This window comes from Bradyrhizobium sp. STM 3561 (genome assembly GCF_045571455.1).
Classification (GTDB): domain Bacteria; phylum Pseudomonadota; class Alphaproteobacteria; order Rhizobiales; family Xanthobacteraceae; genus Bradyrhizobium; species Bradyrhizobium vignae.
Map to the genome: position 1 here is coordinate 5,557,087 of NZ_CP120695.1, position 20,406 is coordinate 5,577,492.

Here is a 20,406-nt window from a genome sequence, read left to right on the forward strand (position 1 = left end):
CGACTGGTGGGAGAATGCAAAGTCTGCTCTCAGACCTTAAGGCGACAATAGGTGACCCCCGGCCTTCATGGGTAGGCCGGGGGTCTATACCGGACGGGCGTCCCGTTCCCGTCCAGCAGTCCTAACCGCCCGCGAGTGCCTTCAACTTCTCGGCCGCTTTCTCTGCCGGCGAGAGGTGCATGCTGCGAGTCAAAGCACCGTAGCGAATGCCGACCTTGGTCCCCGCCTCGATCACGTAGTCCAGCGCCGTGGCAGCCGCCTGGTGCTGGGCGTAATCCTGCGGAGCAAACTTTGCAGCAGCCTGCTGGCGGAGTGTGCTCTGTGCTTCCGCTGAAAGCCCAGACAGGAAGGCCTGTGCATGCAGCACGCTGGCAACTGTCGCTCGGTCACCCTCGTTGATGGCCTGCATAATGAACGCGCTTCGCTTCTCCTCGGGGAGCGCCTTCACGTAAGCGCGCACCTCGCTTGCATGCGAGAGCCCTTCCGGCGTCTTCCGTTTGGGATCTTCCAGCGCCGTGGCGACGCGCTCGGCCAACAGCGTCATGCAGCCTCGTAGCTGCTTCACCTTGCCGTCGATCACAGGCGCAATCCGCTTCCATGCGGCCTCGGTAGCAGCGGCGAACTCCTTGGTGTTCTCCACCACGATTGTCGGCCTGCCGTTGACGAGCCGGGTCTGCGGGTTGGCCTCCTTGAGCGCACTCTCGGTGTCGTTCAAGAGAGCGTAGCCTTGATAACAGACTTCCAGCGCGTCACGGGAGGCGGCCCAAACCTGCGCACCGGGTGTGTTTTGCTGATTGAGCGTGTCCGTCAAGTTGGACAGGGCATCTGGATGAAGCGAGATCGGAACATCCGTGCGAATGCTGGCGCGGTCTGACATTGTTGTCTCCTTGTTAGCTGCTATGGAAACCGTACTCGGACGCCGGTCTCGGATTGGTGGGATAGTTATCTGGGAGGTAGGAGCGCGGGTCGATGTGACGGAGCGGATTGCGGGGCGTGTTGATCTGCCCAGAGGTCATCTGCTGCTCCATGACTGCGTAACGTGCAGCATCGGCAGCATGATCGGGACCTGTGGTGAGGACGTCTTCGGGCCGGGATGGGTCGCGCTGGATGAACGGCACGGTCTGCCAGAAGTACTTGCACCGCGCGGTGATCCACATGCCGGGCAGACCGTTGCGCTCCTTCGCGTTGTGGAGGAGCTGGCGCATCGCAGCCCAACCCGCAACGCGCTGCTTCTGCGGACGTTGCAGGTCCACACCGTGCTCGCGCAGAACTTCTAAGAGAGTGTCTTGCAGACCCGCCGCATCGTCACCGACGCCATACGTGTTGGCATTCCAGCGACCGCACATTTCGATAATTGCCTCCGCAAGCTTGCTCGGCGGCCAGCGAAGACCCTCGTTGGGGTCGTTGGGCTCGACGGTTGCCAGCTCATCGACGAGGATCAGGCTGTTGCGCGGGAACGGTCCGATGTCCCCTGGCGCCTTGACGCAGACGTAGGTGACCGACGGCGCCGAGCTGCCCCAGTCCATAGCAAGATACGAGCGCCACTCCTTGGTGATGGGGTACGGCCAAGCCACCGGCAACATGTGGACCTTCTCGTCCAATGTGCCGCCGAAGAAGGCGCCTCTGGCGATATTCCAATCGCCGTTGATCCATGCCCGGAACAGCTCTTCGTCGTTGCCGCAGGCCGCGCGAAGGCGACGCTTGTAGTCCTCGTGGTCGAGGTGCGGGTTGTCGATTAGGGTCGAGGGACAATTCACCCAGGTCTCGCCGTCCAGCTCGTACGGATGCCACGCGAGCTGGCGCGCGATGAAGTTCTGATGGATGAGCGCATGCAGAGGTCCACCGGGGTTAGCGGTCCGAACCTCGCGAAGGGGTATGCCCTCAGCGCCACGCAGGTTGGATTTCAATAGGTCGACCCAGCGACGATCGGCGAGGAGGCCGAACTCGTCGACGATCAGCAGCGTGAACGAGCGCCCCTGATACTTCTTATATGCGTTCGGACCATCCAGCTGGCCGCACTCGATGATGGCGCCGTTCGGAAGGCGGAAAGTGTGCTCCGCTCGATTGTGCCGGACGCCTTTGCCGTATGCGACCGAGAGAAGGCTATCGAGCTGTTCTTCCAGCTCGGTGATTGCCTTGTGTGTCTCGCGGACGATCAGGGGGCGCGCTTTCTCGCCATACTTCTCGACGTGTCGAAGAACCAGAAGCAGCGCACCGGTTGACTTACCGCCGCCACGGCCACCCGCCATCAGCAGGTTCCAATTCTCGGGTACCGACAAGACTGTCGCTTGATATGGCGTGGGGTTGATCACGAGTATCGCCTCGCGCGCGTTGGAGTGCCATCGGCGTTGAAGCCGCCTGTGTGCGTGGGATGACGCTTGATCCGGCGAGCGAGGACGGGCTTTCCGTCGGCATCAACCGTGACCTGCACGGTGTCGAACTCGCCAAGGTCGATCTGAGGCACGGGCTGCTCGGTGCTCACGGCTGCCCCTCCGACGGTTCGATGACCTTGATGGCCTTGAGGTAGGCCTCGGGCGTCGCTGCATCGGGCAGGTTGATGACGATGTTCGGCCGGGTCTCGGGTGCGAGGCCTTCCACCCAGCCGAGGCGAGCCTTGGTTAGGTAGATCGCGGCCACGATGTTGCCTCGCCTCGCGGCGCGCAGGAGCAGGTGCGAGAGCTCGTCGGCCAAAAGCGCCTTACCGAGGTTCATGGCCTCCTCGGCCTGCTCGTCGCGCTTGATGAGGGCCTGGAGAGTGGAGCGGTTCATGCCGAGGGCAGCAGCGATGCTGTATTGGTCCTGCCCCTCCGCTGCCATCGCAGCGAGCGCTCGCAGGCCTTCCGGAGTGAGGGTAGCGCGAGGCATGGGGCCACCGCTCTCCTCACGCGTAACCAGCTCGGTACCGCTCGCTAGCAGCGAGGCGAGCGCGGTCTGCGCGGGCGTCGGTGCGTCCGACTCCTGCTTTGCGGTCTTACTGCGCTCGATCTTTGGTGGTCGTCCCATGCCCGAGCAGATAGCGCGGGCGCGAAACCATTCGTCTCAATTACGCATACGGTGCGAATGGGGCTGCTGGACCGGTGCAGTCTATGGCAGGGGAAGCTCTGGCGAGCTAAAGCCCAGCAACTGCTGCGGTCGTGGCGACGAGCGACGATGCGGGGAAGCGACGGGGAAGCGGCGTCCAAAGGCGCGACTTAATAGCGTATTGGATGTCCTTTTTTAGAGCCGTGATGGCTGGTGCGTGGTGACTGGATGCGGATCGACCTTTAAAGCCCAGGTGTGGTGCTCGATCCTCGAACGATCCTCTTCTGCATCCTCCCTTCAATTTCTGTCATCAAGTACTGAGGATAGGAGGATGGAGAGGATAGAGAGGATAGAGAGGCTGTGTAGAGTTTTGAGGGGTCTAGGAGCAATCTAGAGGCCGTTTATCCTCGTATCCTCCTCCGAACAGCCTAACCCTTTCTTCCCTTGGGCCTTTCTCCCCTAGAGGATGCTCTAGAGGACCCCCTTTGGGCCTGTGCCGATCCTCGATCCTCTCAGACCGCCGGGGCCCAGCCACCCCGAACGAAAAAAGCCCCCGCAGACCGAAGTCGCGAGGGCTTAATCCCGAAGAAGACGCCAACAATGGAGTGCGCCCTCTATGCCCGAGGCCCCCGGCCCCAGCAATCACTAAGCTCGCTCACCGCGTCTGTCTTCAGGCACAAACGGCAGTTCGCGCTCGATCACCTTGCCCGTCGGGATTTCCCGCTTGCCCAGCTTGGCCCAGGAGGTGATGGCCTCGTTGAACTTCACATCAAGGATGAACTTGCGGAAGTTCTCACGCGCCTCCTTCAGGGGCCGGGGTATCCACTGCCTGTCCACGTGATGTAGATCGTGATAAAATAGCAGCTTGTCAAAGACATTAGCGATAGCCTTGTAGCCTACCTTCTCACCGAAATACTCGGTAGACGAGGACGAAAGGTCATACGTTGACACATAGCCCTGCTGGCGGAGCGTGTCATACTTCGTATCGCTGGTCGGAAAGAACTGCCCGGTGTCAAGCACTTCATAAACTAGCCGCTCAGCAGGCGTCAGGTTCAGGCGCTGTTGCTCGCGAAGCGCATCAGTGATCACCCGCGCACGCGGATGCCACCCCTTCAGGTCCATGATCAGTAGGTCGTGCAGCATTGCCTCCAGGCCACCGTTCTTGAGCTCTGCAACCAGCGCCGTGAAATACTTTGCGTCCTGCTGATGGGTGTTAGGCACGTCAGCCACCACAAATCGCCGCGCGTCCTTGCCTGCAGGCACCACGCGCTCATCGTTGGAGATAATAATAAGCCCGAGGTGGTTCAGCACCCAATCGACGTCTCGACCTTTTCCCTCAAGCGCGATTTCAGGCTCGGTGACCAGACCCTTGAGCGCAGCCTTGCCATCCTTGTCGTCCGGTGCCACTGCCTCGTCAGCTATCAGCAGACAGCAATCACGCAGATGCGCGTTGAACCGTCCAACAAGGTGCTTGGACGAGAAGATCTGTTTGCCGTTGCGGCCGAGCAGGTCCTTCATGGCCCGACCAAAGATGCCCTTACCTACGCCTTCGCCACCAATGAACACCAGCGCCACCTCTGGGCGTTCGCCGGGGTTTTGCAGCTTCCAGGCAGACCACTTGATGATGTAGTCGCCGAGCGTCCTGTTGCCGTTGGCCAGCACATCCCGGATGTGCGCCTGCATCAGTGACCAATCACCCTGCTGGGGCTTCACGCCAAAACCGCGCCACAGATTGTAGTTGTCATCAAAAGTTTCAGGCTTAGTCGGTTCGAGCACGAGGTTTTCGTATGTGCGCCGTCGCGGGTGATCCAACCACCACTTACCCTTTTGTTTCTTTTCTGTCTTGCCGCCAACCTTCACCTCTACGTACTGGTTGCGGAAGGCCTCCTCGAACGGCTTGAGCTGACGGATGTTAAGTCGTTCAATGCCCTCGACAGTCTTCCACTCACACACCCCTGGTTTGCCGCCGATGTCGCGGCACACGAAGTAGCGATCGTTCATCTCTGCCAGTGCAGGGTCGATCGCTTTCTCCTCGGCACGTTCGATCTGCCGGATGGCATAGCTCTCCGCATTGCCCCCCTTCTCCAGAACGCTCTCGCTGATGAGGTACTCGGGGTCGGTCAGGATCGAGAAGATCACCTCGTGTGGCACGCCACAGCGGACAAGCTCGCACACCGCGTCGAACACCCACATAGAGCGGCTGTTGTCACCTTCCTTGGGCTGCTCCGGATGCTTGCCCTGCACACAGATAACCTTGATGCGGTCAGGCACTTCCCATTTATCGAGCTCGTTGATGTCGTCGATGCGCCGGACCACATCACCAACCTGGACGTTGACAACCACGCTGCCGCGCTCGCCTTCTGCCTTCTGCTTCCGCTGCGGCGCCCACTTCAATGCCTCTTGGAACGCGCTCCACGCGTAACGGTGCCGCTTCTCCTGCTCAAGGATGTAGGAGCGGACGCGCTTGCGGCCGGCTCTCACCTTCGCGTCATCAGGGTTATTCCAGGAGAACGGCTCGCGCATGATGCGATCGATATTCCAGCAAGCGTCAGCTCCTTCGAGTTTGCCGCCAAACTTCATGCACAGCCATTGATTGATGCGCTCAATCTGCGGCAGCACCTCTTCAGTGACGACGACTGGCTCCCTGAAACCAGAGCAGCCACCAGCCACCACCGCTGAATATCTTGTAGGTAGCGTCGGGCACTCCGGCAGGCCACAGTGCATCGTTGGTGACAAGCGCTTCGAGGCGCGCGAGCTCTTCAGCCAGCGACTTCTCTTTGTCTGCGTCAAGGTCAAGCCAGACGCCATAGCACAGCTTGCCAAGAGTATCTGGCTTCGAGGCCTTTTTGGCCTGCCCTATGGGGACGCAGGCGGAATAGATGTTGTGGTCCGCGTGGTCGCGGCGAAACTTGATGTACTCTGACTTGGTATCCGGCCCGAACGTGCCGTGGAACAGTTTCTTCCTGTCCGGACGGATGGCGGTGAGGTCCCAGCCGTTGGGATGTTCAAGGCGGTGAAACTCGTAAGCGAGCTCGTGGCATGCGTCTTCGCTCAGCGCGGATGCGCCGTCGTTCATGTTTGACATGTGGACTTACTCTCATTGTGACCGTTCTTCGGGAACGGCAGCCTGTTCCTTCTCGCAATCTGAAGCGCAGCGCAGTCATATTTGGAAAAGCACATCGCGATGCAGGCTCAAAGCAATAACAAGCGCATGGTAAAGATGCTGACCCCTGGAGTTCTGTCAGCTCAAGTCCTGTTACCGTCTTGTTATTGCTTTGAGATTGCTTAGCTCTGTGGCAGGCACAACCTTGACCGATCGTCGCCCTTGCGCCTTCGGTCGGACAAGATGTTACAATGCTGCTCCTGGAGTGCGAGATGCCTTTTGAATTTAAGAAAATCGCTAGCCACGGAACGACCAACCCAATCGTTGCGCGCCTCTCTCTTCAGATTTTGAAAATTCTGCAGAACTGCAAGGGAACAAAGGAAGCCAAGGATAAGATAGGTCTCCTCTATCATGAATCATTGATGATGAAGCTTCTGCGGTGCTGGGAGATCAAAGAAGCCTACACAAAATCATTCGCGGAAGCTGCCGCAAAATACAAACCCCCGACTAGGCCGAACGAACCGGTCGAGGTTCCACAAATCGAGCGGCTGGAGGCGGAGTGCCACAATTTTCTATACGAGGCGAAAAACTACATTCGCGACCTACTCTATGTCGTCAACAAGCTCTACGGCACGTCGTTCTCGGAAGCGAGCGAGTTTTCGAAGGCACGCAAAAAGGGAAAGTCCCTTATCGAATTTGCGACGGAGACGTTTGGCCCGGACGATGCGAAGACGAAGATGTTAGTGGAGGCCGTCCCCTGGGTAGAGATGGCAATTGGAATGCGTAACGCGGTGGAGCATCCAGACGGTTACAGCGGTCAGCTTGTGATTGAAAACTTCCGGCGTGATCCAGATCAGAAGCTAAGCGAGCCAGTTTGGTATCGGGTCAAGGATGGCAAGAATGCCACCGAGCCGTCTTCGATCCGCGCCGATCTCGACGCATTCATTCACAACATGCTGACCTTAGGCGAGGACGTGTTAGGGTTCAGACTCAATTGATCCAATAGGCGACGATGGCGGCGAGGTGCACGGCAGCCAAGAAGTTCCTGGCAAGTTTGTCGTAGCGAGTTGCGACACGCCTGAAATCCTTGAGCCGGCAGAAACAGCGCTCGATAACATTGCGCCCTTTGTAGGCGCGTTTGCTGAAGGTGTGGAGGGTCACCCTGTTGGATTTGTTTGGAATGACGGGCTTTGCGCCGCGATTGGCGATTTCGGCGCGAAAGCCGTCGCCATCGTAGCCTTTGTCCCCAATGAGGGCAGACATGGGCGGCGCGAGTTTCAAAAGGGCCGGCCCTGCGGCAATATCTGCGTCTTGTCCCGGAGTGAGATGAAATGCGCAAGGTCTGCAATCAGGGTCGCTCAGCGCGTGGATTTTCGTGGTCCGCCCACCGCGCGAGCGTCCGATCGCCTGTTCATGCTCCCCCCTTTTCCACCGCTCGCCGAGCGATGCGCCTTGATCGAGGTGGAGTCGATGGACAAGGTCACGCCATCCTTGCCGCAGCGGGCGAGCGCTTCAAAGATCGCCTGCCAATGTCCGCGCTTAGCCCAGCGATTGAAACGATTGTAGATCGTCGTGTAAGGACCATAGTCGGGCGGGCAATCGCGCCAGCGTGCGCCGCACTGAAGCATGTGAATGATACCGCTGATGATGCGTCGATCGTCATCGCGCGCCGGGCCGGTCTGGTTCGTTGGCAGATGCGGCTCGATCTGAGCCCACTGCTTGTCGTTCAGCCAGAACAGCCCTTTGCGCACCGAAGTCCCCCATCCCGAATCAACTTGGTGCGAAGGAATCAGAGATCGCTAATTAGGTACAGACCCTAGTATCTTGGGCGAATGAAAATCTTGAAGCGCCAGAGATGATGGCCATCGCCTTCATTCCAGAAGAACATCGAGATCCAAAAAATCCTGCTAAATACACTGTGGGACCGGGTCCCAAGCTGCGCGAGGCGCTTGCAAAGCTGCCCGCTGAGCCCGATCCAGCTTCAGGGAAGACCTAAGCGATAATCCCTCCAATGGAATGGGCATAGGCATCGAGCGCCTCTCGCTTCTCTTCGGCATACTGGTGCTTGTTGTACCGGCGCTGTAGCCCTTGGGCCATGTGCCCGAGAACGGCGTCGCGGACCTCCTGCGCAAAGCCCAGCGAGGCGAGGCGGGTCTCGCACGTGACGCGGAAATCATGGATGCGGTACGGCGCCTTGACACCCGAAACTTCGTCCAGCTGCGTCTTGGCCTTGCTGAAGCCCGACACCGGCGTCGTCCCGTTCGTCGTGAACAAGTAGCCGTCCCGCTCGGGCAGGGTATCGACAATTGCCATGGTCGCATCGGAAATCGGCACGAGGTGGTCGCGCTTCGACTTATATCGACCGGACGGCACCTCCAGCAGGCGCCTGCCAACGTCAAGCTCGGAACGTTGTGCTGCAGCCCAGTCGCCGCGCCGTTGCCCGGTCAGCATCAGCAGCTGGTAGATCGGCCCGAAGGGATAGCCCATCTCGCCCGCGCCGCGCCAAATCTGCCGCAGCTCGTCGTCCGTAAGCGCCCGGCCCGCCTCGTAGTTGGCGCTTAGGTCGCGTCGCCGCAGCCCGTCTAGCGGGTTGGAGTGCACGAGCTCGCGGTCGATGCACCAGTTAAAGAAGCGGGACAGGTTCTTTCGAACCTCTCGGGCCATGCCATTGCGGCCCTCCTCCACCATCGTGTCAAGCAGCGCATGGATGTCGGTACGGCGGATGCTCTGGAGCGGTCGATTGCCCAGCAGCGGCCGGCAATGTAGGCGGAGGGTGCTCTCGACCGCCTGCCAGTTCTTGATGTTGGGCTTGAGTTCCGCCTCCACGAACCGGTCGCTGGCCCAGGCGAACGTCGTCAGGTTGTTCTCCCGCTGAGCTTGGCGAGGATCGCGGCCCTCGCTGGCAGCCTGGAGCGCCTGCCGCGCTTTGTCGCGGGCCTCTCGCAATGCGATATGCGGCCACGTGCCCAGGGTGATCCGGTGCGCCTTTCCGGTCAGCAGCCTGCCGCTGGGCGACACCCCGCCCTCGCCCGGAACCTTGAAGATGACGCTGAACGACTTAAGGCCGCTCGGCCTAACCCGCAGGAATAGCCCAGGGCAGAGTTCGTCCTCGAAGGCGATGTCACCGCTAGGCGCTGCCTCTCGGCGGTCGTATCGCAGCTGTTCGAGGAAGAGGTCGTTAAAACGCTGGCGGGGCACTGGGCTTACTCCGGGGAAACGAGGGGAAACGAACCCTCTCCCGGATAGCCCAAAACGCGCAACATTACGTCTCGTTTACTGTAAGTTGAGGCTTCCGAAACTCTTCACACGGGAGAGGTCCAAGGTTCGATCCCTTGTGCGCCCACCATCCGTCCTCCTGAACCATCCAGTTTCGGGCAATCCGGACAGCTGGCGTCGCCGTCAGGGCTTGCCGAGAGCGTTCCATCAAAAAATCGAAAAACAACCCCATGCACAGTAGCCGACGTCAGTCGGATCAATGGGTTACGCCTTTTCCGAAATCGGATTTGACTTGTCGGGCAAAACAGGGGCAGGATGGCACGATCAGGTAGGGCTCACCGGGCGACCCGGTCGGTCGTACCTGAACGGGTCACTCGCCATGGCAGACCTTGGCGGTTGGTTGCATCGGCCTGCATTCAACGCTCGCGGAACGCCCGGGCAACCTGGTCCAGGAGTGGCTTGGTGAAATACGACAAGACGCTGCGGTCGTAGGTCTTGGCAAAGACTTCCGCCGGCATGCCGGGCACAAGCTTGACAGTGCCGAGCCGTGCCAGCTCCTCGGGCATTATCGAGACACGTACCGTGTAATAATTCTGACCCGTACGTTGATCCGACGTCACGTCGGCGGAGATACGGCTGACCTTGCCCTCGATCTCCGGCGTCGTCCGCTGGTTGAATGCAGAGAATCGCAGGCTTGCCGATTGGCCGACATACAGCTGGTCGATGTCGGCCGGAGAAACCTTGGCTTCCACCATCAACAGGTCGGCTTCCGGCACGATCAGCATGACGGGATCGGCCGGGCTGACCACGCCGCCGACCGTATGGACATTGAGTTGATGAACCACGCCATCTTGCGGAGCGCGTATGTCAACCCGTCTCAGCTGATCTTCGGCCGTCACCTTGCGCTCGATGAATTCGCCAATCTTGCCGTCAATCTCGCGCAACTCCTTCGCAACCTCGCTGCTGAGGTCTTGGTCGATCTGCAGGATCTGCAGCTCGATTTCGGTGACCTTGCCCTGAACCTGGGCCGTGGAGGCGATCGACTGCGCCAGTTCGCCCTTGAGACGCGCGGCTTCGCGTTCCAAGAGGGTAAGACGGTTTATCTGGACCAGATTCTTCTCCCAGAGGCCGCGCACTCCGATCAGCTCGCGCTGGATCAATTCGATCTCCTCCGCCTTGGCTTGCTGCAAAGCCGCATAGCCGCGGATTTCATCCTCGAGCTGCGCGATCCGCTGGCGAAGCTGGGCTTTCTGGCCGCGACGCGCGGTGGCGCGCAACTCGAACAGCTTGCGTTCGCTGCCGATCGCCGCAACGAATTCCGCAGAAGCGTTGTCGAGCAGTTCCTGCGGGATGACCAGATTGTCGGCGCCGTCTCGCTCGCTGGCAAGACGAGCCTTGCGGGCGCGCATCTCATCCAATCCCTTGGTGTAGATGGCGAGGCCGGCACGCAGGGCGGTTTCGTCGAGCCGCACCAATGTCTCACCGGCACGAACATGGTCGCCTTCGCGAACCATCAGCTCTCCGACGATACCGCCGGTGAGATGCTGGACTTTCTTGACATTGGAATCGACGACCACCGATCCAGCAGCGGTGACCGCTCCCGACAGCTCGGTCGTGGCGGCCCAGCCGCCGATCCCGCCGGTCAGACCCGCCGCCAGAACGACGCCGGCGAGCAGATGATGGCGCATGCTGCGATCTTCGCCATATGTCGCGGTGGTCATGTGGATGCGGCCGGTTGAGGAACGACAACCTTGAACGGAGCGCCAGGCGGCCCGGCTTCCCGCCTTGCCACCAGCGACTGCACTTCCTCCTTGGACCCGAACGCCTGCTGCCTGCCATGGGTCATCGTCATCACGAAGTCCACGGCAACCAGCGCGCTGGAGCGATGCGCGACGATGACGACAACGCCGCCTCGAGCCCGAACGGCGAGAATTGCGCGAGTCAGCGCCTCCTCGCCCTCGATGTCCAGATTGGAATTGGGCTCGTCGAGCACGACCAGGAAAGGATTTCCATACAGCGCGCGCGCGAGCGCCACGCGCTGTCTTTGCCCCGCCGACAATAGCGAGCCCTGCTCGCCAATCTGGGTGTTGTACCCATCGGGCAGGCTGACGACGAGCTGGTGGACGCCGGCGGCTTCGGCAGCGGCAAGGATCTGCTCCATCGAAGCATCAGGTGCAAACCGTGCAATGTTCTCGGCGATGGTCCCCTCGAACAATTCGACGTCCTGAGGCAGGTATCCGATGTGATTTCCAAGTGCGTCAGGCGACCATTGCTCGAGCGATGCACCGTCGAGCCGGATAACACCGCGTGATGGCCGCCATGCGCCGACAAGGGCGCGCACCAGCGAGGATTTTCCCGAGCCACTGGCGCCGACAATGCCAAGCCCGCTGCCTGCCTTCAGGTGAAAGCTGATATCAGCAACCAGGATCTTTTCCGATCCAGGGGCGGCGACGGACAACTTGTCCACGACGAGGAATCGCGTTGGAGGCCGCAGAGGCAGTTTATCGGCGGACACCGGCAACGCCGACATGAGCCCGGTGAGGCGCTGCCAGCTTTGGGCCGCGGCGATGAAATTCTTCCAGTTGCCGATCGTGACATCCACGGGAGCAAGTGCGCGACCCGTCAGGATGGAACTGGCAATGATGATCCCCCCGGATGCCTCCTGTCGAATGACGAGGTAGGCCCCAACCCCCAGCACGGCCGATTGCAGCATCATGCGCAGCATCCGTCCCGTCACCCCGAAGCCTCCCGAGATGTCGTTGGCGATCCTTTGCTGCCTGCGATGAGCATCGCCCAGCTTGCGCCATCGCTCCAGAAACCTGGAGGACATCGACATGGCAATCAGGACTTCCGCATTGCGACGACTGGCTTCCGCAAGGCGGTTGCGTGCAGCGGCATAGCTCGACGCCTTCCGGACGGATTGCCGCGACAGCCGATCGGTGACCAGCGTCAACATCACCAGCATGAGCGCGCCGCCGAGGGCTGTCGCGCCAATCAGCGGATGGAAAGCAAAGCAGATGGCGAGGTAGAATGGCAACCAGGGCAGATCGAACAGGGCAGGAAGACCAGAGCCCGACATCACCGATCGCACCGTGTCGACGTCGCGGACCGGCTGCAGTCCGTCTCCGCCACCGCGTGTGCGAAGCGGAAGGCGAACCACCAGATCGTAGATGCGGTCACTGATCCGCCAGTCGATCTGGTTCCCGATGCGAACCAGCATTCGACCGCGAACCACTTCCAATGTGCCCTGAAAGAAGAACAGCAAGGCCGCGATGATCGTCAGGCCGGCCAGCGTAGATACGCTGCGGCCAGGCAGCACGCGATCATAGACCTCAAGCATGTAGAGGGAGCCGGTCAGGCTGAGGATATTGATCAACCCGCTGAAGGCTGCGATGCCCACCAGGGCCGTGCGGCACGATCGAAGTGCGGCGCGCAGCTCCGATCCTGCATCCGTGGAAACGCCTGCTTGCGTAGCCAACATCACACGCAATGACTCCGCAGCTTACGATGTGGTGATTGTCTCGAACTGATCGCCCCTTCACCGCAGAAAGCGATGAAACGGCTTCTAACTGTCGATGACTCATGACAGACGTTTGACAGCGACAGAGGTGCCGGACTTGGAGTCCGGCACCTCCACAGAGCAATAGCCTCGTCGGGCAACTTGGCGTCAGACGAGATATTGGTGGATCAGTTGCAGCTGGCCGCCTTCGACGAGCTCCCCTCCCACATTGAGGTGAGACTGGGTGTCGATCAGGTAGACGTTTTCCCCGGCATTGCCGAGGATATGCGTGACGTCGATGACGCCTGATGCCTCTTCGTCCTGGGTCAGGAAGTTTGCACCTCCCGTAACGAAGCGGCTTGCGTCGTGCTGGGCAAGCTGTGTGAGCGCGTCGGTCGCAGGATCGTATTGCCACACCTTGCCGAGATGGGCGTTGTTGCCGACGTCCTCGCAAAGAATGACTTTGCCGTGAGAATCGACGGCGACGTTGTCAAGCATCTTCTGGCCTTCGCTGCCGTTGAGCAGCAGCTTGATGGTGCCGCCGAGCTCGGGGTGCGACGCGTCGGTAAAGTCCAGCGCCCACAGCTGGCTTGGCGCGTTGAACGCATTCGTCGTCACGAAGTAGAAGCGGTTGGGATTGAGGGTGTCCCATGCGCCGTCCTCCGGCCGCAGGAAGCTCGTCACACCCGCAGTTTCGCTGTCCGCGTCGATTTGCGCGCCGGTTTTGCCGCTGACGTCGCCGAGGTCAATCATGGTGAAGGCGGACTTCTCGTCGGCACCCAGCGGGCTGGTGCTGCTCGGCGCATTGTTCGCGTAACCCTCGAAGTCGGTCACGTGAACCCCGAGCAGATGGCCGCCAGTCAGCCCGGCCTTCTCGATGGCATTTCCGGTCGACTGTTTGGTGCCGGAATAGAAGTAGACTTGGCCGTTCTGGCCGTCATCCATCATGCCGACGACGGTCTTGTCTCCCGTGTGCGCATTGGCGACCACGTTCTCGTAGGCCATGTTGCCGAGCCAGGCCAGCTCGTAGCTGTTCCCGTCCTGAGGGCCGCCGACAATATGCGCAAAGGCTCGCCCCTCGACGCCACCCTCTTCACCATTGAGATACAGCCTGCCGTCGAAGCCGAGCCCCGTCTGCGCGTTGTAGAACGCGCCCGAATCGGCAAGATCCGCGGAACAGAACCGGTTGAACGATACGGGGCTGTTGCCGGTGCTGTGGTCGACATAGTTGCCGCCCTCGTACATCCAGACGTCATGGATGAGGTCCTTGCCCGACAGGACCTGCAGCGTCGTCTTGTCAATGACCCACTCCGACACGAACGCGCCGGTGCCGCCATGAGCGCGGGCAATGCCCGCCGCCGAGGGAAGTTCATGGTTCATCAGCACGGTGAAGGTGCCATCGCCATTGTCGAACGCGCCGAGGCCGTCCGGAATGCCGGCCATCTTGTAGCCGTTCACGCTGTCGCCGGTCGTCAGCAACGACTCGGTATAAACGTGGGAATCGCTGCTGAGCAGGTAGGGTGTCTGTGAGCTCGACGCGCCCTTCACCTCATCGGAAACAATGAACTGCTCGGCGTGAAGATCAGAAATGCGGGCATGCTCGATGATGAGCGCGTCGCCATTGCCGAGATCGATCTGAACTTTGTGGCCGATCTGGCGCGCGGAATTGATCAGCGCCTGAAAGGACGGAATGTTGAAGTCGCGGACGTCGATGCGATCGCCGGAATCGAGATGCTGGATCGTGTCCACACCCATGCCCTTCCGAAGCAGGAACTTGTCGTTGCCCTGATCTCCGTCCAGTTGGTCTCGGCCTGCGCCGCCAAGGAGCAGATCCCGGCCGCGGCCGCCATGCAGGTCGTCATTGCCGTCGCCGCCGATCAGGACGTCATTGCCGCTTTCGCCGAACAGCGCATCGTTTCCCTTACCGCCGTCGATCCAATCATCGCCGCGACCGCCGAAGACGGTGTCATTGCCGAGGCCGGCATCGATGGTATCATTGCCACGGAAGCCAAGAATGATGTCGCCAAGGTCCGACCCCGCAATGATGTCGTCTCCGTTGGTTCCGAACTTGATTTTCTTGAACGGACCGATGTGGCGATCGCCGTGGTGATGGTGTGACATGCTTTGCTTCCTGGCTTTTGGCTTGGTACTGGCACGAACGCTCCGTTAACCAACGGCTGTGACGTTGACGCGACATCGAGATGACGAGGACGATGCCCGCGTTCGATTCGAATTGTGCCATTCCGCTCTAATGAGCCATCAGGACAGGCAGATCCGCATGCTCCATGATATAGCTGGTCGCCCCGCCGAAGATCATTTGCCGCAGCCGGGTGCGGGTGAAGGCTCCCTTGATCAAGAGATCGCAGCCTTCAGCTCTCGCGGCATCGAGGACCGCCTCTCCGGTCTCGCGGTTCTCCAGTTCAACCCTTCTCACCTGGGCTGCAATGTCATTGTACCGCAGTTGCTGAACGATCTGATCGGCAGACGGTCCTGCTACCCCCTGGCCGCCAATGACGGTTAGCACCGATACCCTTTCGGCCGCACGAAGCAGCGGCATGGCAAATGCGTTTGCCCGAGCCTGCTCGGTACTACCATTCCAGTGGATCATGATGTTCGTCGCGATGCTTCTTGGTGCATTGGATGGCGTCAGGAGCACGGGCCTGCCGCTCTCAAACAGCGCGGATTCAATCGCGCGACGGTGAGGGCCCGCAGCATCGACGTCGGACCGTGCCATCACGATCAGATCGAAAGCGCGCCCATAAGTTCCGACAAAGTCTTCGCCCTCAGGCGCGGTCTCCAGCCAGCCGAAGCATGGTCCACGCGATCCCGCAATGGCTCGAGGAATATCGTGCTTCAACATGAATGCTTCGAAAAAGTTGCGCATGTCGTTCAATTCGGCTTCGGTCTTGACTTGATACGAATCCAAAAGGATGCCGGTGGCCAATTCCGCGGCTACATATTGAGGGATGCCGAACCGGAGCGGAAAGCCCTCGATATAGGCGCCGGAACGTTGTGCGAGACCTACGACGACATCGAGCGTGGATGTCATCATCGGAATGTTTCGAAGCGGGACCAAGAGCGTCTTCATTTTGAACCCCCGGTGTTTGCGGTGAACATTGACGCAAGATGCCTAGTTTCGCTTGGGACGGCGTGCCACGCGTGCTGACGATACAAACTCCGCGAGAAAACGACCGGCGCGCAGATCACGTCGGAACTGCCGGCGGAATGGTGCCTCGACATCGGGTTCATCGTCGACGACATTATTTGACCGCTCAACTGCTGCCTCCGGTCTGCAATGGTGCCGCCAGCGTACGTGGCAGCGTAATGATGAATTCCGTATGATCGCCAGGCTCTGTATCGACCTCGATGCTGCCGCCATGTTGCTTCACAATGACGTCGTGGCAGATTGAAAGGCCAAGCCCGGTACCTTCACCTGCGGGCTTGGTGGTGAAGAATGGATTGAATATTTTCTCCCTCACGTCGGCCGGGATGCCCGTGCCATTATCGCGAATGCGGATTTCGACGGCGCCGCCGAGGTTTGTGGTCGTCGCGCGCAGCCTTGGCTCGAAGCCGTCGCCGGCGGCGTCCTTCTGCTTGCTAGCCGCGTAGAAGCCATTTGAAATGAGGTTGAGGAACACCCGTGTGATTTCCTGCGGATACAGCTCGATCGCCCCCGCACTGGGATCGAGATTCCTTTCGAGCTCGATGTTGAAACCCGCCTTTTCAGCGCGCGCTCCGTGATAGGCAAGGTTGAGACTTTCCTCAACGATGGCGTTGATGTCGGTCGAGCGGCGCTCGCCAGAACCCTCGCGCGAGTGCAGAAGCATATTCTTGACGATGGAATCGGCGCGCTTTCCGTGCTGCACGATTCTCTCCAGATTGCCTTGTAGCATGCGTATCAGCGCGTCGATGTCCTGCCTTGCTGCCTCGCCGAGAGCGGCCGAGCGCAGCCCGTCGCCGAGTTCGTCAATCAGCTCGGAGGAAAGCGCAGCGAAATTGTTGGCGAAATTGAGCGGGTTCTTGATCTCATGTGCAATGCCGGCGGTGAGTTGCCCGAGCGAGGCAAGCTTCTCGGTCTGGATCAACCGATCCTGCGCGTTTCGCAATTCCTCGAGCGATCGCGACAACTCCATAGTGCGCTCGCGCAGTTCATTCAGCAGGCGTGCATTCTCGATCGCGATCACACCCTGGTGCGCGAAATTGGACACGAGCTCGATCTGCTTGTCCGTGAAGGGCTTAACTTCCTGGCGGAAGATCGCGATGGTGCCGATCAGTTCGTCTTCCTTGAGCATGGGCACGATGACGAGGGTCCTTGCGCCAGCAAGGTCGGCAAGCGCGCGAACGTCGGGGTTGCCTTCGATATAGGGCGGCTGCGTCCTGATATCGTCGATATGAACCGTCTGGTGAGTCTTCTCGACGGTGCAGAGCCCGCTCGCGGGATGCGGGCGAATGCTCTGGTGCAGCCGGGTCTCGATATAAGCTGGCGGCGCGTTGTGCAATGCGACCGTACGAAAGCCGCCTTCCTCGTAGAGATTCATGGTGCCGAAGCCGGCGCCGCAGATCCGTGTCGCATTCTCCAGCATCTTGTGGAAGACCGGAGTCAATGAGCCTGATGAAGCGCTTATGATTTCCAGCACCTCCGAGGTTGCGGTCTGCCGCTCCAGCGATTCGTTCAACTGCTCGAACAGGCGCGCATTGCCGATGGCGATAACAGCCTGATCTGCAAAAGTCTGGAGCAGGTTGATCTGCTTCTCGCCGAATGGACGAACCTCCGTGCGACGTAGCACGATCGCTCCCATGGCCTCGCCTTCGCGCAACAGCGGCACACTCAAAACGGTCCGAACGTTGGAGCGAAGCGCATATTCGCGTCCTGTCGGGAATTCCTCCCCTTCGGGCCCAAGCAGATCATGCACGTGAACGGTGCGGCGGTCGATAATGGCCCGGCCGCTGGGCGATTGCGCACTGATCGATCGTCGGCTCCACACGACGGGAACTCGACCATGGTGCGCCTGGACGAGGATATCGTCGCCGTCCCTCAGAACGACGAGCGCATCGTATGCCTCGCAAAGCCCGCATGCGCTTTCCACGATCGCTTTGAGCGCCGGACCGACTTCAGTCGGCGAGGAAGCGATAACCCTCAGGATATTGGCGCTGCCGGTCTGGTACGTCAGCGCCTCGGATAGATCCCGCGTCCTGCTTTGCAATTGTTCGAAGAGCCGTACATTCTCGATGGCGATCACGGCCTGGTCGGCAAACGTGGCGACCAACTCGATCTGCTTTTCCGTGAAGGGCTGCACGCGCTTGCGGGCGATCACGATCGCGCCGATCGGCTCATTCTCGCGCAGGAGGGGAACGCCGAGTGCCGTGCGCTGGCCAGCCATGGTGATGGACTCGTGCAGGCGGTATTCGGGATCTGCAGCGACGTCGAGGATTTGCACGGGACGACGCTCGAGAACGGTCCGACCTGTGACCGTGCTCCTGCCGGGGGCAACCGGGTGAGCCTGCAGAAACGCGATGTATTCCTCGGAAAACCCTACCGCTGCTCCGGCCTGATATTCATCGCCTTCGCGGCGCATGATGAATGCCATCTCCGCTTCGCACAGCCTTGCCGCCGAATCGACCAGCGTGTTGAGTACGGCTTGCAGATCGAAGGTCGAGCGGCTGATCACCTTCAGCACATCGGCAGTCGCGGTTTGCTGCTGGAGCGATTCGGCGAGATCGCGCGTCTTCGCTTGGACCTCATCGAACAGCCGGACGTTCTCTATGGCGATGACGGCCTGGTCGGCGAAGGTCTGCAGAAGTTGCACATGATGCGGAGCGAAGGTACCCGGCTCGGCTCGCGTTACGCTGATCATGCCGATCACCTCGCCGCCGGTCGCGAGCGGAACGAACAACATGCTGCGAAAGCCGCGGGCGCGGGCGATGAACTTGATGTCGTTTGTCAGCGCTTCGGTATCGGGGGTCGGCACCACCTTACCGGTCTGCGTCCTTGCAAAACTCTCGAAATCGGCAATCGGCCGCGGAAACATCTTCTTCAATGCTTCATCGGCGGCGGAATTCGTCGGCGTGAACGCCGCCAAGTGGGCGGAGCCGTCGATGAAGCGGAATACGGTCGTCGAAAAGCCGCCGAGCAAGGCATTGGCGCGCCTCGCGATTGCATCGAATACCGGTTTCACCTCGGATGGCGAGCCGGCAATGATCTTGAGAATGTCCGCGGTGGCGGCCTCGCGATCTTGTGCGGCGCGCAATTCGGCGAGGAGCCGCGCGTTCTCCTGCTGCAAATCCGCCACAACGTCCTGAGGAAGCGCGGCCATGGTGAAAATCCACGTCGCCAGCCGGTTCGCAGCCGACGTCAAAATCCAATCAAGAAAGCATCCGGAATTATTCCACCATCAGGTGCTTCCGACCAGACCTATCGTGAGTTGATTTTCACTCGATTACGCGTCAGTTCGCCTCCGCAATGTGGCGAAGCGGCGAGTTCCGCAAATTGCCGCTGCGGGCCGACTTGTTTTGTGCCGGAGCGGAGCGCGGCGTGATCGTCGGCCTGCTCGCTGCCGCGGTGGCCGTGAACGACGAGCAGTATCGGAAATGACGCGCGGGCGCGATACACTGCGCATAAGAGGTCAGGAGGAGCAGCGCATGGCGACCATATTCATCACGGGCAGCACCGACGGCCTCGGCCGGGCGGCGGCGCAATCACTCCTCGATCAAGGTCACCGCGTGGTGCTGCACGCGCGTTCGGCGGATCGTGCCGTAGCGCTTGGCCAACTCACGTCGCGTGCCGCGGGGGTGGCGGTCGGCGATCTCAGAAGTGCGGCAGAGACGAGGAGCATCGCGGATCAGGTCAACGCGATCGGGCGCATGGATGCGGTCATCCACAATGCCGGCGTCTACACGCGGCCGAGCCGTGGCGCGACGCCGGAAGGCCATGCCGAGACCTTCGCCATCAACACGCTTGCGCCGTACATGCTGACGGCCTTGATCGAGCGGCCGGGCCGATTGGTCTATCTCAGCAGCGGACTGCACCGGGACGGAGAGGGTTCGCTCGGCGATCTCGACTGGAGGAAGCGGACTTGGGATGCGGCCAAGGCCTACGCCGAGAGCAAGCTGCACGTCGTCGCTCTGGCCTTCGCGCTGGCACGACGCTGGCCCGAGGTCCTGAGCAACGCCGTCGATCCCGGATGGGTCCGCACGAAGATGGGCGGCGCGGGCGCTCCGGTCGATATCGACACCGGACAACGAACCCAGACCTGGCTCGCGGTGAGCGAGGATTCCGCTGCCTTGGTCAGCGGACGCTACTGGCATCATCTCGCGCAGCAGCAGCCGGCCAGCGAGGCGGCCGATCGGAAATTTCAGGACCAGCTCATCGGTCAATTGAGCGAGCTGACGGGCGTCGAGCTGCCGGAGGTGTAACGCAGGATGTGATGAACACGAAACGCTGCAATGACGGAGGTGCGCTCCCTCTTCCGCAGGACTATCGCAAATGAGAGCTTTTCCGTGCGGCCATCCTTCGAGACGCCCGCTTGAGGCGGACTCCAATGAGATTGCTCCCGTCGATAGCGCCTTT

At 60.5% G+C, this 20,406-nt stretch carries 15 protein-coding genes and 3 pseudogenes; 3 read left to right on the plus strand and 15 right to left on the minus strand.

Going from position 1 to position 20,406, the window contains the following annotated elements; genetic code table 11:
* Positions 1-121 precede the first annotated feature (121 nt).
* The 6 genes from P6U28_RS26310 to P6U28_RS26335 form a co-directional block, all read right to left on the minus strand.
* Positions 122-877, minus strand: a complete 756-nt coding sequence (locus P6U28_RS26310) for a hypothetical protein (protein WP_407120232.1) — start codon at positions 875-877, stop codon at positions 122-124.
* 13 nt (positions 878-890) lie between these two features.
* Complete coding sequence (locus tag P6U28_RS26315; protein WP_407120233.1) at positions 891-2,312, minus strand: terminase large subunit domain-containing protein; 1,422 nt, start codon at positions 2,310-2,312, stop codon at positions 891-893.
* Positions 2,309-2,482 (minus strand): hypothetical protein, encoded by a 174-nt coding sequence (locus P6U28_RS26320; protein ID WP_407120234.1) that lies wholly within the window; start codon positions 2,480-2,482, stop codon positions 2,309-2,311. The genes P6U28_RS26315 and P6U28_RS26320 overlap by 4 nt, the downstream gene beginning before the upstream one ends.
* Positions 2,479-2,865 carry a hypothetical protein gene (locus tag P6U28_RS26325; RefSeq protein ID WP_407120235.1) on the minus strand — a complete coding sequence of 129 codons (387 nt, stop codon included), beginning with the start codon at positions 2,863-2,865 and terminating at the stop codon, positions 2,479-2,481. The genes P6U28_RS26320 and P6U28_RS26325 overlap by 4 nt, the downstream gene beginning before the upstream one ends.
* Positions 2,866-3,666: 801 nt before the next feature.
* Positions 3,667-5,694, minus strand: a complete 2,028-nt coding sequence (locus P6U28_RS26330; RefSeq protein ID WP_407120236.1) for a primase-helicase family protein — start codon at positions 5,692-5,694, stop codon at positions 3,667-3,669.
* Positions 5,645-6,106: a hypothetical protein gene (locus P6U28_RS26335; protein WP_407120237.1), complete on the minus strand. Its 462-nt coding sequence runs from the start codon at positions 6,104-6,106 to the stop codon at positions 5,645-5,647. Before P6U28_RS26335 ends, P6U28_RS26330 begins: the two co-directional genes overlap by 50 nt.
* 269 nt (positions 6,107-6,375) lie before the next feature.
* On the opposite strand from P6U28_RS26335, the gene P6U28_RS26340 reads away from it, so the two are divergent.
* Positions 6,376-7,122: a hypothetical protein gene (locus P6U28_RS26340; RefSeq protein ID WP_407120238.1), complete on the plus strand. Its 747-nt coding sequence runs from the start codon at positions 6,376-6,378 to the stop codon at positions 7,120-7,122.
* Here the strand turns inward: P6U28_RS26340 and P6U28_RS26345 are convergent.
* Positions 7,115-7,875 (minus strand): annotated as a pseudogene (locus P6U28_RS26345) (IS5 family transposase). The gene P6U28_RS26340 and the pseudogene P6U28_RS26345 sit on opposite strands and share 8 nt — an antisense overlap.
* Before the next feature lie 104 nt (positions 7,876-7,979).
* On the opposite strand from P6U28_RS26345, the gene P6U28_RS26350 reads away from it, so the two are divergent.
* A complete protein-coding gene (locus tag P6U28_RS26350) occupies positions 7,980-8,120 on the plus strand; it encodes a hypothetical protein (RefSeq protein ID WP_407120239.1) in 141 nt (46 codons plus the stop codon).
* Here P6U28_RS26350 and P6U28_RS26355 read toward each other — a convergent pair.
* From P6U28_RS26355 to P6U28_RS26390, 8 genes and pseudogenes are all read right to left on the minus strand, one after another.
* Positions 8,117-9,322 (minus strand): tyrosine-type recombinase/integrase, encoded by a 1,206-nt coding sequence (locus P6U28_RS26355; protein ID WP_407120240.1) that lies wholly within the window; start codon positions 9,320-9,322, stop codon positions 8,117-8,119. The genes P6U28_RS26350 and P6U28_RS26355 overlap by 4 nt on opposite strands.
* Before the next feature lie 434 nt (positions 9,323-9,756).
* The gene (locus P6U28_RS26360; RefSeq protein WP_122401172.1) at positions 9,757-11,061 is read right to left on the minus strand and encodes an HlyD family type I secretion periplasmic adaptor subunit; all 1,305 of its coding nucleotides are present in this window, start codon (positions 11,059-11,061) and stop codon (positions 9,757-9,759) included.
* A complete protein-coding gene (locus P6U28_RS26365) occupies positions 11,058-12,821 on the minus strand; it encodes a type I secretion system permease/ATPase (protein WP_129142400.1) in 1,764 nt (587 codons plus the stop codon). Before P6U28_RS26365 ends, P6U28_RS26360 begins: the two co-directional genes overlap by 4 nt.
* A 186-nt stretch (positions 12,822-13,007) precedes the next feature.
* Positions 13,008-14,318, minus strand: coding sequence for a hypothetical protein (locus tag P6U28_RS26370; protein ID WP_407123209.1), 1,311 nt, complete (start codon positions 14,316-14,318; stop codon positions 13,008-13,010).
* Positions 14,319-14,663: 345 nt separating this feature from the next.
* Positions 14,664-14,960 (minus strand): annotated as a pseudogene (locus P6U28_RS26375) (calcium-binding protein); the annotation flags it as partial.
* Between the two features lie 127 nt (positions 14,961-15,087).
* Entirely contained in the window at positions 15,088-15,927 is an 840-nt protein-coding gene (locus P6U28_RS26380) for a universal stress protein (RefSeq protein WP_129142402.1), read from the minus strand.
* Between the two features lie 63 nt (positions 15,928-15,990).
* A pseudogene (locus P6U28_RS26385) lies at positions 15,991-16,098 on the minus strand (response regulator); the annotation flags it as partial.
* Positions 16,099-16,111: 13 nt separating this feature from the next.
* The gene (locus P6U28_RS26390) at positions 16,112-19,153 is read right to left on the minus strand and encodes a GAF domain-containing protein (RefSeq protein ID WP_407120241.1); all 3,042 of its coding nucleotides are present in this window, start codon (positions 19,151-19,153) and stop codon (positions 16,112-16,114) included.
* Between the two features lie 325 nt (positions 19,154-19,478).
* Here P6U28_RS26390 and P6U28_RS26395 point away from each other — a divergent pair, with 325 nt between their 5' ends.
* The gene (locus tag P6U28_RS26395) at positions 19,479-20,252 is read left to right on the plus strand and encodes an SDR family NAD(P)-dependent oxidoreductase (protein WP_129142404.1); all 774 of its coding nucleotides are present in this window, start codon (positions 19,479-19,481) and stop codon (positions 20,250-20,252) included.
* Positions 20,253-20,406: the final 154 nt, after the last annotated feature.